11 protein-coding genes are annotated in these 11,681 nt (G+C 71.6%); 6 read left to right on the top strand and 5 right to left on the bottom strand.

Going from position 1 to position 11,681, the window contains the following annotated elements:
* The first annotated feature begins 116 nt into the window (after window positions 1–116).
* The gene (locus FDO65_RS06425) at window positions 117–770 is read left to right on the top strand and encodes an HNH endonuclease (protein WP_240757458.1); all 654 of its coding nucleotides are present in this window, start codon (window positions 117–119) and stop codon (window positions 768–770) included.
* Between the two features lie 361 nt (window positions 771–1,131).
* On the opposite strand, the gene FDO65_RS22055 is transcribed toward FDO65_RS06425, so the two are convergent.
* Window positions 1,132–1,263: a hypothetical protein gene (locus FDO65_RS22055; protein WP_166442057.1), complete on the bottom strand. Its 132-nt coding sequence runs from the start codon at window positions 1,261–1,263 to the stop codon at window positions 1,132–1,134.
* A gap of 384 nt (window positions 1,264–1,647) precedes the next feature.
* Here FDO65_RS22055 and FDO65_RS06410 point away from each other — a divergent pair, with 384 nt between their 5' ends.
* From FDO65_RS06410 to FDO65_RS06400, 3 genes are all read left to right on the top strand, one after another.
* Window positions 1,648–2,958: an MFS transporter gene (locus FDO65_RS06410; RefSeq protein WP_276606827.1), complete on the top strand. Its 1,311-nt coding sequence runs from the start codon at window positions 1,648–1,650 to the stop codon at window positions 2,956–2,958.
* 62 nt (window positions 2,959–3,020) lie between these two features.
* Window positions 3,021–3,260 carry an aa3-type cytochrome oxidase subunit CtaJ gene (ctaJ, locus tag FDO65_RS06405; protein WP_137448551.1) on the top strand — a complete coding sequence of 80 codons (240 nt, stop codon included), beginning with the start codon at window positions 3,021–3,023 and terminating at the stop codon, window positions 3,258–3,260.
* Window positions 3,241–3,705 carry a DUF5130 family protein gene (locus FDO65_RS06400; RefSeq protein WP_205849814.1) on the top strand — a complete coding sequence of 155 codons (465 nt, stop codon included), beginning with the start codon at window positions 3,241–3,243 and terminating at the stop codon, window positions 3,703–3,705. Before ctaJ ends, FDO65_RS06400 begins: the two co-directional genes overlap by 20 nt.
* A gap of 80 nt (window positions 3,706–3,785) precedes the next feature.
* On the opposite strand, the gene pepN is transcribed toward FDO65_RS06400, so the two are convergent.
* Window positions 3,786–6,356 carry an aminopeptidase N gene (gene pepN, locus FDO65_RS06395; protein ID WP_137449538.1) on the bottom strand — a complete coding sequence of 857 codons (2,571 nt, stop codon included), beginning with the start codon at window positions 6,354–6,356 and terminating at the stop codon, window positions 3,786–3,788.
* A 186-nt stretch (window positions 6,357–6,542) separates the two neighbouring features.
* Between pepN and FDO65_RS06390 the strand changes: the two genes are divergently transcribed.
* The gene (locus tag FDO65_RS06390; RefSeq protein ID WP_240757457.1) at window positions 6,543–7,232 is read left to right on the top strand and encodes a DsbA family protein; all 690 of its coding nucleotides are present in this window, start codon (window positions 6,543–6,545) and stop codon (window positions 7,230–7,232) included.
* A 166-nt stretch (window positions 7,233–7,398) separates the two neighbouring features.
* Window positions 7,399–7,968, top strand: coding sequence for a universal stress protein (locus FDO65_RS06385; RefSeq protein ID WP_137448550.1), 570 nt, complete (start codon window positions 7,399–7,401; stop codon window positions 7,966–7,968).
* A gap of 62 nt (window positions 7,969–8,030) precedes the next feature.
* Here the strand turns inward: FDO65_RS06385 and FDO65_RS06380 are convergent, their stop codons facing one another.
* The 3 genes from FDO65_RS06380 to FDO65_RS06370 form a co-directional block, all read right to left on the bottom strand.
* The gene (locus tag FDO65_RS06380; RefSeq protein WP_205849812.1) at window positions 8,031–8,495 is read right to left on the bottom strand and encodes a hypothetical protein; all 465 of its coding nucleotides are present in this window, start codon (window positions 8,493–8,495) and stop codon (window positions 8,031–8,033) included.
* A gap of 212 nt (window positions 8,496–8,707) precedes the next feature.
* A complete protein-coding gene (locus FDO65_RS06375) occupies window positions 8,708–10,021 on the bottom strand; it encodes a GNAT family N-acetyltransferase (RefSeq protein WP_137448548.1) in 1,314 nt (437 codons plus the stop codon).
* A gap of 83 nt (window positions 10,022–10,104) precedes the next feature.
* Entirely contained in the window at window positions 10,105–11,331 is a 1,227-nt protein-coding gene (locus FDO65_RS06370; RefSeq protein WP_137448547.1) for a pyrophosphate--fructose-6-phosphate 1-phosphotransferase, read from the bottom strand.
* Window positions 11,332–11,681: the final 350 nt, after the last annotated feature.

The raw sequence follows: 11,681 nt of genomic DNA, 5'->3' as shown, positions 1-11,681 counted from the left end.
GGTCCCATGCGTACACGCGGGGTGCTGCACCTCGCGTTTGTCGGACGTCGCATCGCCCCCGGTCGTCGGCCGGTCGGCGATGCCGGTCCGGCCTGACGGGAGTGGGGGTGTGGCACGTGAGCGATCGCCGGCGATCGACCGCGGGGCGAGGAGCGGCTGCCGCCCTGCCGGTCGCGGTGAACGGCCCGGTGGACGTCGTCGGACCGGGGAGCGATCCGCCGGTGCCGGGCGCGGTCGTCGGGACGTTGGTCGTCGCGACGCCTGGTCTGGTCCGTGCGCTGCTGCTGAACGCGAGCCACGAACCGCTGTCGGTGGTTCCGGGACGCCGGGCGGTGGTCCTGGTGGTAGCCGGCAAGGCCGAATGTGTTCTCGAGCGCGACGGCCCGGTGCTGCATTCGCCGTCGGCGCAGATGGCTGTTCCGGCGGTGGTGCGGCTCCGCCGTTACGTCCGGGTGCCGTTCCAGCCGCCTCCGGCGGTCACGCGGGCCGGGGTGCTGCGACGGGACGGGCGGCGCTGTGCCTACTGCGGTGGGCGGGGAGAAACGGTCGATCACATCGTTCCCCGGAGCCGCGGAGGCGGGCATTCCTGGGAGAACTGCGTCGCGTGCTGTCTTCGGTGCAACACCCGAAAGGCCGACCGGCTGCTGTCCGAGCTGGGCTGGACGCTGCGGATACCGCCGACGGTGCCACGGCGGGGACCTCTGGGTGCGATGTTCGCGGCCGACGAGGCCGATCCGGTCTGGGAACCGTGGCTCGGAGCCGTGGCCTGACCGGTGGAGCTGTACTGGACGGTGAAGCTGTGCTGAACGGGTCGCGGCGCGTCGGCGACACTTCGTTCAGGAGGGGTTCACTCGACTGGGGGACAAACCCATCCGAAACGGTCGGTGGGTTCACGGGCAGTTGGTCAGCCGATACGGGATCCACGGCCGATGCGCGAGCCACGGCCGATGCGCGAGCCACGGCCGATACGCGAGCCACGGCCGATGCGGGATCCACGGGTGATGGTGTTCGAGGTCATGTCGTTCTCCTGGGTCTGAGGGTGTCAGTGCAGATCAGAGGGCCTGCCGGTCGGGAGCGACCGTGGCCGCCGCCGGAGGCGGGGTACTACGGGAGCCGGTCGGTTCGGGTGGGTCAGCCGATGCGCGAGCCGCGACCGATGCGCGAGCCACGGCCGATGCGCGAGCCGCGGCCGATGCGGGAACCCCGGCCGATACGCGAACCGCGAGTGACGGTCAACTGGGCGGTGCGGGCGATGTCCGACATGAGGCACTCCTTGGGGTGATGGGTCTTCGTTGCTGTCCGTGGTGTCCGGAAAGAGAAATTCTGGCGGGAGCCGCCGGCTGGGCTGCATCGGAGTGCGCGCCATTTGCCATTGGAAACCTGTTGAGACACAATGGTTGTGAGCTCTTCGGACATCTCTTGGGGACAACCGAATACTATGCGGGGCCTTCCGGCAGGTACCTGATTGGCCCCGCCGATGCCTTACCGTCGGTGACGGTAGCGGGCCATGGTGATGTGCAACCGAGCGATTTCGACTTGCAATCGGTCGGGATCACCCGATCAGACGTAATCCGTTGGTGGCTGGGTTCACCCTAGAGGGGATTCCACCTACTGGAACAGTGCCTTGACGGCCGGGATGGGAGGGGCGTGCCGAGGTCGGAGCCCGCCTCCTTGCCGGTTGGCGGACAGGAGTTCCGCCGTCTGGTGCTGTCCTGGACCGGCTCGATGACCGGGGACGGCATCCGGGTCGTCGCGTTGCCCCTTCTCACGGTGTCGGTCGATCCCTCTCCCGGTGCGGTCGGTCTCGTCGCCGCCATCACCGCACTGCCCTGGCTGCTGCTGGCCGTACCGGCCGGAGTGCTCGTCGACCGCCGCAACGCGCGCACCCTGCTCGTCGTCGCCCACCTCCTGCGTGCCCTGTTGACGCTGGCGGTCGTCGGTCTGATCGCCGGGGGCCTGGCTCGGGGCGGTGGGCCGTTCTCGCCGGGCGTGGGCATCGCCACGCTCTGCGTGGTCGGTTTCGCCATCACCGCGGTCGAGACGATGGGCGACGCCGCCTCGCAGACCCTGCTGCTCCGGGTCGTCCCCCGGAACGGGCTCGAACGGGCCAACGCCCGCTTCGTCACCGTCGAGACCCTGGCGCTGGATCTCGCCGGGCCGCTGTCGGCGGGTGTGCTATTCGTCCTCGCCCCGTGGTTGCCGTTCGCCTTCTCGGCGGCCGCGTTCCTCGTCGCCACCGCAGCCGTCCTGCGGTTGCCGGCGACCCGCGGCGATCCCGACACCACCTCGACCGACCATCCGCTCGCCGACATCCGGGCCGGATTGTCCCGCCTGGTCCGGGACGACGTGCTGCGCACCCTGGTGCTGACCGTCGCCGTCCTGGCCATGGCGAACGCGGCCGCCGACGCGGTGCTGGTGCTCTACAGCACCCAGGTGCTCGCGATGCCCGAGCAGTTCTACCCGACCCTGCTGGCCGCCTACTCCGTCGGCACGCTGTTGGCCGCCGCCCTGGTCGGCCGGTTCCTGCGGCGCCTGCGCGGCGGTCAGATCATGGTGCTGGCCATCGCCGGCCTCGCCCTGGCGATGGTCCTGCTGGGACTATGGCCGGCCGTGGGCGTGGCGCTGGCCGCCTACGCGCTGCTCGGGTTGGCCGGGGGAACCTGGAACGTGTTGTCGGCGACCCGGCGCCAGCGCCAGACCCCGCACGCCATGATCGGCCGCGTCTCGAGCGCGTTCCGAGTCGTCGCCTGGGGTGTGCTGCCCATCGGTGCCGGTCTCGGGGGAACGCTGGGTGAGCACCTGGGCGTCCCGATGGTGTTCCTCATCGCCGGAGTGGTCACCGCGGTCGCCGGACTGGCCGTCGCCCGGTCGTTCTGGTCGACCGAGCCCCGTGGAATGGACGACGAGGCGCCGGCCCCGGACCCGACCGGCGGGACCGGGGACGGGGCGGGGCGCTAGGACGAAGGTCGTTCCCCGGGTCGATCCGGCCGCCGGGGGACCGGTCCGATACCGTAACGGCCATGACGATCCTGCAGACCCTCCTGGTCTTCGTCGGGGGTCCCGTCCTCATCTACCTGGGGATGGCTCTGTTCGTGTTCACGACGGGTCGAGCCCGTCGGCACCAGGCCTATAAGGTCGGCCAGGAGTGGCAGTACGCACCGCAGTGGTGGGCGGGCGATCAGCCCGTCGCGGTTCCCGGCGCGGGCGGCGCGGCCGCCACGTCCGGCTCGACTCGTGGAGGTGCCCGTGGCACATGGTGAAGTAGCCGTCGCCAACCCGTCCGCCCTGGGCAACTGGGATCCGCAGGTCGGCCCGACCCCGGCGGTCCGGGAGCCCCTGACGTCCTCCCAGCGTGAGTTCCTCGACGACGTCATCTACCGCGCCGAGCTGTCCACCGGTCTGCGGTTCTCGGTCTACCTGGGCGACCTGGGGGAGAACACCCGGGCCACCGCGGACAACTTGCTATCGGGTCTGGGCGCCGACGCGCCGTCGGCCGTGCTGCTCGCCGTCTCACCCGGCCAGCACGTCGTCGAGGTCGTGACCGGTACCGAGGCCGTCCGGCGGGTCAGTGACCGGGCCGCCCGGCTGGCCGTGCTCGCGGTCGTGGCGTCGTGCTCCGAGGGCGACCTTCCCGGGGCGCTGGCCACCGGGGTCCGGATCCTCGCCGACCAGGCTGGCATCCTGCCCGAACGGGCCACCTGGTAGATCACCGAACGACACAAGGGCCGGGTCCGGGGGTGACCCCCGGGACCCGGCCCTTGTGTCGTCGGTACCGGTCGTCCCGATCAGCGGGAGCCGGCGTCCGCGGCGCGTGCCCGCAGAGCCCGCTCGGTCCCGGCCCGGCCCTCGGAGACCAGTCGCCGTGCCGGCTGCTGGGCGTCACCGGCCTCGAAGGCGCGGGCCAGCTCGGCCGTCCGCTCCGAGACGTCCCACCTCGGGTAGAGCCCGGTGGTGACCCGCTTGGCGATCTCCGACGACCGGCCCTCCCACAGGGCCGGCACCTGCTCGAAGTACTGCTCGGTGTACGGCAGCAGCAACTCGGTCTGGGCGGGGTGGGCGAAGCCGGCCATCGCCGCGTTCACCAGGGCGTTGGCCAGGGTGTCCTCCCCGAAGATCTGATCCCACACCGCGCGCTTGTTCTCCGCGGTGGGAACCAGCGCCCGGGCCTGTACCGCACGGCGCTCGCCGGAGGCGGTCGCGTCGGCTGCGGCGGCCTCGTCGATCTCGCCGGCACCGGCGCGCCCGTGCGCGACCAGCGCCCCGAGGAGGGTCCAGGACAGGTCGGTGTCGACGGTGAGGCCGGGCAGGGGTCGTTCGCCCGACCGCCAGCCGGCGATGACGTCCAGTTCGTCGGGGCTCAGCGAGCAGGCGGCCAGGGCCTGAACGGCCGACAGCTGGGTGTCGCTGCCCGGTTCCGCCCCGAGCGCCGCGTCCAGCAGCGCCCGACGGACCTGCGGCCAGCCTTCCTCGGCCGCCCAGGCCGGGTCGGCGTAGGCACCGACCGACAACTGGAGCTGCGCGTAGACGCGCTCGAGCACGCCGCTCTGGTCCTCGTTCTGCATGCCGCGGGCGGCCAGGGTGATGAAGTCCCGGGCCCGCATCAACCCGTCACGGGTCATCTCCCACACCGCCGACCACAGCAGCGTGCGCGCCAGCGAGTCGCCGACCGTCCCGATGCCCTCGATGACCGTGCTGAGTGAGTCGGCGTCCAGCCGGGCCTTGCAATAGGTCAGGTCGTCGTCGTTGACCAGCACCAGCCGGCCGCGCGGCGTGCCCACCAGATCCGGCACCGGGGTGCGTTCGGTGGTGACGTCCAGCTCGACCCGCTTGATCCGCTTCAACGCGCCGGCCTCGGTGGTGTCGTAGACACCGACGGCGAGCCGGTGCGGCCGCAGTTCCCCGGCGCCCGGTTCGGCGCCGTGCTGGACGAGCTCGAAGCGGCTGAAGACCTCCGCCCCGTCCTCGCCGGTCTCGGTGTCGAAGTCCGCGCTGATCGTGTTGATGCCGGTGGTGGTCAACCAGGCCCTGGACCACTCGCCCAGGTCGCGACCGGAGGTCTCCTCCAGTGCGGACAGCAGGTCGGCCAGCGTGGCGTTGCCGAACTGGTGGGCCTGGAAGTAGTGGCGCAGACCGGACAGGAACTCCTCGAGCCCGACGTAGGCGGCGAGCTGCTTGAGGACGCTCGCGCCCTTGGCGTAGGTGATCCCGTCGAAGTTCACCTCGACCGCCCGCAGATCGACCATGTCCGCCGAGATCGGGTGCGTCGACGGCAGCTGGTCCTGCACGTACGCCCACGACTTCTCGACGCTGGCGAACGTCGTCCAGGCGCTCGTGTACTCGGTGGCCGAGGCCTGGCACAGCACGGACGCCCAGGTGGCGAACGACTCGTTCAGCCACAGGTCGTCCCACCACCGCATCGTCACCAGGTCGCCGAACCACATGTGGGCCATCTCGTGCAGCACCGTCTCGCAGCGCCGCTCGTAGAGGTAGCGGGTCACCCGCGAGCGGAAGACGTACTCCTCGCGGTAGGTGACGCAACCGGCGTTCTCCATGGCCCCGGCGTTGAACTCGGGGACGAACAGCTGGTCGTACTTGCCGAACGGGTACCGGATGCCGAAGTTCCGGTGGTAGAAGTCGAAGCCCTGCTTGGTCTCGGTGAAAAGCCGCTCGGCGTCCAGGAACTCGGCCAGCGTCGCCCGGCAGTAGAGCCCGAGGTCGATCCCGTCGTGGGAGTCCCGGACCACGTGGTACGGGCCGGCGACGAGCGCGGTGATGTAGGTGCTCATCGGCTCGGTGGTGACGAACCGGTGCACCTGCGATCCGGCCGGACCGTCCTCCGGGTCACCGGAGGCGGCGCCGTTGGAGACGACGTGCCAGCCCGCCGGGGCGGTCACGGTGACGGTGAAGCGGGCCTTGAGATCGGGCTGGTCGAAGCAGGCGAACATCCGCTTGGCGTCCGCCGTCTCGAACTGCGTGTAGAGGTAGGTCTGCCCGTCGACCGGGTCGACGAAGCGGTGCAGGCCCTCGCCACTGTTGGTGTAAAGGCCGTCGGCGTCCACGACGAGCTCGTTGTCGTCGGCCAGGTCGGGCAGCGCCAGACCGCCGACGTTGGTCCAGCCGTCGACGTCCAGGGCGCGACCGTTGAGGGTGGCCGACCGGATGCCGTCGCCGACGAAGTCCACAAAGGTCGAGGCGCCGGCCGTCGCGCCGAACCGGAGGGTGGTGCGGGTGGCGAAGGTCTTCGTCCCGGGGCCGCCGGCCCCGTCGGTGACGTCCAACTGGATGTCGTAGCTGTCGGTTCGTACGATCTCCGACCGTTCGGTCGCCTGATCGCGGGTGAGGTTCGGGGTCTGCACCATGCGGCATCCTTCGTTCTGGTTTCCGGTGGGATCACGAATGTGGCCCGGCCGCCGTCCGGGTGCCTGGGCGGGCGATGATCAAGGTGGCCCGGCTTCGGGAACAACCTATAAGGCCCGGGTGGTTGTGCCCGGTGCCGACCGGCCGAACCGATCCACCAGCCCACTCGTTCCCCAGGGAGTGTCATGACCGACACCAGCTCCGTCCCCTCGTCCACCGCGCACGACCCGGCCGCGGAGGCCGCCCACGCCGACCAGCAGGCCGCGGCCGGCGGCAAGGACCGCGCCGATTTCTGGTTCGATCCGCTGTGCCCGTTCTGCTGGATCACCTCCCGCTGGATCCTCGAGGTCGAGAAGGTCCGCGACATCGAGGTGCACTTCCACGTGATGAGCCTGTCCGTGCTGAACGAGGGCCGGGACCTCCCGGAGAACTACCAGCGGCTGATGACCAAGGCGTGGGGCCCGGTGCGGGTGGCCATCGCCGCGGCGGAACTCAAGGGCGACGAGATCCTGTCCCCGCTCTACACCGCGATGGGCACGCGTATCCACAACCAGAACAACAAGGACCTGCCGTCGGTCATCGAGCAGTCGCTGGCCGAGCTGGACCTCCCGGCCGACCTGGCCGACGCGGCCGGGTCGGACGCGCTGGACGCCACCCTGCGGGCCAGCCACCATGCCGGGATGGACGCGGTCGGCGACGACGTCGGCACGCCGACCATCCACATCAACGGCATCGCCTTCTTCGGACCCGTGCTGACCCGGATCCCGCGCGGCGAGGAGGCCGGCAAGCTGTGGGACGCGTCGGTGACCCTGGCCGAGTATCCGCACTTCTTCGAGCTCAAGCGCACACGCTCCGAGGACCCGACCTTCGACTGACCCTCCGGGCGGGCGGGGGATCGGCGGTGGGACCTCGACGGGGCGTCCGTCAGGGGGACCGTCGCCGGGTCGACGACGCCTCCGGGCCTGGCCGGAGGCACAATGGGAACGGTGGCCGCGTGGTGCAACCCGCACCCTGTGCACCACCGGGTTCGGGAGGTGCGTCATGACCACGCAGGATCGACACTCCACCATTCCGGCCGACGACCGGACCTCCGCCCCCGGGACGTCCGGGGCCGGCGAGCCGCCAGTGCGGTACTCCCCGACGGGGATCCCGCTGCCGCCCAGCCTGCGCAGCGGGCCGGTCATCGTCGGTGTCGACGAGGCATCCGCGTGTGCGCGGCCCCTGCGGGCCGCGGTGTTCCTGGCCCGGGCGACTGGACAACCGCTGCTGCTCATCCACGTCCGCCGGCGCGCCATGCCGATGGTCGAGGGGTACGTCCCCATCCCGGAGGAGATGGGCGTGAACGACGAGGCCGAGGACGCGGTCGAGGCCGATCTCGTGCGCACCTTCTCGTCCTCGCCCGATCTGGCGGGCGTGGAGTGGGAGCTGCTGTCGACGACCGGTGAGGCCGGTAGCGAGCTGGTCCGGATCGCCGAGGAGCGGGACGCCGCCTGCGTGGTCGTGGGCAAGCGGCACACCGGGTTCGCCGGGGTGCTGCACCGCATCACGTCGGGGTCCGTCTCCCGGGCGGTCGTGGCCCGGCAGAAGTTCCCGGTCCTGGTCGTCCCCTAGTCGCCCGAGCCGGTGGGACCCGCCGGGGCCCGTCTCCCGAGCCAAGAACGCGCGCCGGACGCTCAGGACAGTCCGCGCTCGACCCACCCGCGGGCCCGTGGCCGGTCCGAGCCACCCGCCTCCGGGCGGCCCCGCCCGGCCCGTCGGCTGGGCGGTAGCGCCGTCGGCGGCACGTAGTTCCGCCGCACGATGACGATCTCCTGCTCGGCGGCCGCCAGGTCGTCCGCGGTGGGGACCTCGACCTCCCGGGCGCGCAGTGCGGCCGTCGGCGACACCTGACTGCCCCGCTGGGTGGCCAGCGCCCGCAGCGCCCGTTCCCCCTGGTCGTCGCGGGGGCCCCGCCGCCGTCCGGTCGCGGTCCACCGTGTACCGCGACCGGCCTCGACGGGTGAGTGGCCGACCGACTCGGTCCCCGGCCCGAACCCGCGCCGACGTGCATCCGCCGGGGGCGGGCTCGGTGGCACCACCGGAGCGGCGGTCCCCGCGTCGGAAGCGGGGTCGACCACCCGGTAGGGAGCGGTGGCCATGTCGTCGGTCCGGCCGGCCGGACCGGACGCCGCACCCGGCGCCGGCGGGAACGTGCCTTCCGGAGCGGGTGAGGGCGGACCGGCCGCCCGACCGGCGCGACGGCGACGACGGGGCGGCGGGGGCGGCTGCACCGCTCCAGCATGCCGGGCTCCGACCACTGGTGCCCACCGGCGGCGCCGACCCCGGCCCGGCGGACGCGACGGACCGGGGTTCAGAACCCCTCGGGGCAGGACGGGGCCAGCGGGGTGCTCAGCGCCAGCCCCAGCGTGGCCAGGGCCGTCGGGTCACCCGTGACCCGCCCGGCCGCGACCAGCCGGGCCAGCGGTGTGCCACCGAGGAACGTGGCCCCGAGGTCGGCGATGTCCAGGACGACGTCCGCGGCACCGTCCGTCCGCACGGCCGATCCGCCGGTGGTCTCGAGGTCCAGGAGCCAGCGACCGGAGTTCCACGGGCAGAACGTGTCCCGCACGTCGACCGTCACCCGCGCGGGCGCCCGGTAGCCCCGCAGTCCGATGGCACGGGGGAGGTCGACCAGCCGGAGCCAGACGTGATCGGCCCGGTTGGTCCGCAGCAGACGCGGGTTGACGAGCAGGTCCGGGAGCGGATCGTCGATGGCCATCGAGCCCCAGGAGATGGTGCGGGTGAGCGGCAGGTCCAGCAGGTGGCGCCAGAGGGCGACGAACGCCGCCGGCGAAGCGGCGACCAGCTGGGACACGGTGACCTCGTGCTTCGGCCCGCTGTCCTCCCACTCGGGACGGATGCGGTAGCCGACGAAGCCGTCCGGGTGGATGGCCCAGCGGATGGCCCGACCGCCTCTGTCGTCCTCGTCGTCGTCATCGATGTCCAGAAACGCGGCCCACGCCGCCGGAGGGCGACTGAGGTGTCCGGTCATGGTGGGGGCGAGGCGATCCCAGAGGGACGGCAGCAGCGGTGCCGCCTCACGGGTGGTGAGTTCGCGCAGCGGAGCCGGGGTCGGGACCGTCGGCTGGAACCCGGTTCCGTGGCCGCTGTGGGCGATCTCCGCGCGGTTGCGGGGGATGGCCGACCCGTAGCCGTACCGCCCGTAGAGGCCAGGTTCGGAGGCGGTCAGGATGGCGACCGCCTCGCCGCCGTCGTGCAACTGGTCGAGCTGGGCGCGCATCATCGCCCGGAGCAGACCCCTTCCGCGCCAGCCGGTGCGGACGGCCACCCAGGTCACGGCGGCCACGGGATGCACGGCCGCCGGCGTGCCCGGCCCACCGCCGTCGCCGGGGAACGTCATCCCCCAGCTGTAGATGCCGGACGCGGCGACCAGTACGTTCCCGGCCCCGTGGTCCCGGACGCCGACGAAGCGGAGTGGGTCGAGCAGGCGTCGCGTCACCCGGTCCTGGTAGGCCCGGCTCACCGAGTAGTTGAAGGAGAGCTGGTCCATCTCGATGAGGTCGTCGACGTCGGCGTCGGTCAGCGGCACCACCGGGAGCGGCCCGGGGGAGGGTGCGGCGAACGCGGTGACGGCCGGACGGTCGGGATGGGGCGCTGTGCTCACCCCGGAAGGGTCGCCCCTGGGGGTGGCCTGCGGCGACTTCTTTGTCGCGGAACCCCTCGGACGGGCCCCGATCGGCCCGGCGATCAGGCGTGGACGGTGGCCGCGGCTGCGGCGGGCTGGCCGATCTCCTCGAGCAGGCCGCGGTACCAGGTCTCGGTCACGTCGAACTTCTTCGCCCCGGCGATGCGGTCGAACTCGACCGTCCGCAGCTGGTCGCCCCGCTCCTGGTCGTGACCGACGACGCCGGGGATGCCGCGCAGGGCGGACCCGACGGCGTAGTCGGTCATCTGCTTGATGAGCAGCAGATCGGTCTCGTCCGCGGGTGCCGACCGGGCGAAGTACCCGGACTTCTGCACCAGCACCTTCTCGGCCCCGATGCGGTCGGCGAACTGCGAGGCGAACCACTGACCGGGGTTGATCTTGTCCAGCTTGACGTGGCCGAAGGGGTCGCGGGGGATGTCGGCGCCGCGGGCGGTCATCTCGGCGAGGATCGTGTCGACGCCCGCGCCCTCCGAGACGAAGACGGTCACGTTGCCGATGGTGTCCATCACCTCACGCAGGCGGGCGCTCTCGGCCTCGATATCGAAGACGGCCTCCGGGATGTACACGCCGTGGACGTTCCAGGCGTCCCGGGAGAGGCCGAACTCCGGGATCCATCGCTGGGTACCCAGCCACCGGGCGTAGGCCGCCGCGGTCGCCGCGGTCAGCCACCCGCAGTGCCGACCCATGATCTCGTGGACGATCAGCGTCCGCGGGTTCGCGTTGTGTTCGGCGACGACGTTCCGCGCGAACCGCGCGCCCTCCTCGGCGGCGGTCCAGGCCCCGAGTGAGTGCTTGATCGGCACGATGTCGTTGTCGATCGTCTTGGGCAGACCCACCACCGTCAGGTCGTGACCCCGGTCGGCCAGGTAGCGGGCCAGGTCGGCGGCCGTCAGGTTGGTGTCGTCGCCGCCGATGGTGTGCAGGACGTCGACGCCATCGGCCATCAACTGCTCGGCCGCGACCTGCAGGGGATCGGCGCCGTCCGGGATCAGCCCACGCTTGGTGAGGTCGGCGGCGTTGGTCAGCTTCACCCGGGAGTTGCCCAGCGGAGAGCCGCCGTACTGGTGCATGAGCCGCGCCCCGGCGCGGACCGCCGGCGTCACCGGCCGGCTGTCTCCCTGCAGCAGCCCCTGATAGCCGTAGCGGTAGCCGATGATCTCGATCTCCGGGGCCAGGTCGCTGTAGCGGCCGATCAGTCCGCCCACCGCGGACGACAGGCAGGGGGCGAATCCGCCCGCCGTGAGCAGGGCGACCTTGTGCAGGCTCATCGAGGGAACACCTTTCCGGTGGGCATCGACAGGGACGTCGTCGTCCGGTCGACTCCGGCGGGACGACCGGTCGGAGGACCGGCAGCAGCCTAGCCACCGCGGACCGTCCGATGGTCCGCGGACGGTGCCGACGCACAGGTCGGCCCTTCGTTGCCCAGTCTCCCGGTGACCATCGTCACGAAGGGTGATCAGGTGGGGAGTAGGGGTGAGTGACGGCCATTCACCGATGCGTTGACGCAGGTCGTAGCGTTCCGTGGTGATCATCACCCGATCGGCGTAACGCCGGGTTCACCATGTCGTGAGGCCGACTACGTTGACACATCTTGATCGATGCAGGAATCTCGTCCTCA

It is taken from the genome of Nakamurella flava (assembly GCF_005298075.1).
In the GTDB taxonomy this organism is placed as follows: domain Bacteria; phylum Actinomycetota; class Actinomycetes; order Mycobacteriales; family Nakamurellaceae; genus Nakamurella; species Nakamurella flava.
This window is presented reverse-complemented; position numbering and strand designations above follow the sequence as displayed.

What these genes read in the sequence shown, in the direction of transcription:
- FDO65_RS22055 (WP_166442057.1), bottom strand. Translation starts at nt 1,263, where the DNA reads ATGTCGGACATCGCCCGCACCGCCCAGTTGACCGTCACTCGCGGTTCG.
- FDO65_RS06380 (WP_205849812.1), bottom strand. Translation starts at nt 8,495, where the DNA reads ATGGCCACCGCTCCCTACCGGGTGGTCGACCCCGCTTCCGACGCGGGG.
- FDO65_RS06390 (WP_240757457.1), top strand. Translation starts at nt 6,543, where the DNA reads ATGACCGACACCAGCTCCGTCCCCTCGTCCACCGCGCACGACCCGGCC.
- FDO65_RS06370 (WP_137448547.1), bottom strand. Translation starts at nt 11,331, where the DNA reads ATGAGCCTGCACAAGGTCGCCCTGCTCACGGCGGGCGGATTCGCCCCC.
- FDO65_RS06385 (WP_137448550.1), top strand. Translation starts at nt 7,399, where the DNA reads ATGACCACGCAGGATCGACACTCCACCATTCCGGCCGACGACCGGACC.
- ctaJ (WP_137448551.1), top strand. Translation starts at nt 3,021, where the DNA reads ATGACGATCCTGCAGACCCTCCTGGTCTTCGTCGGGGGTCCCGTCCTC.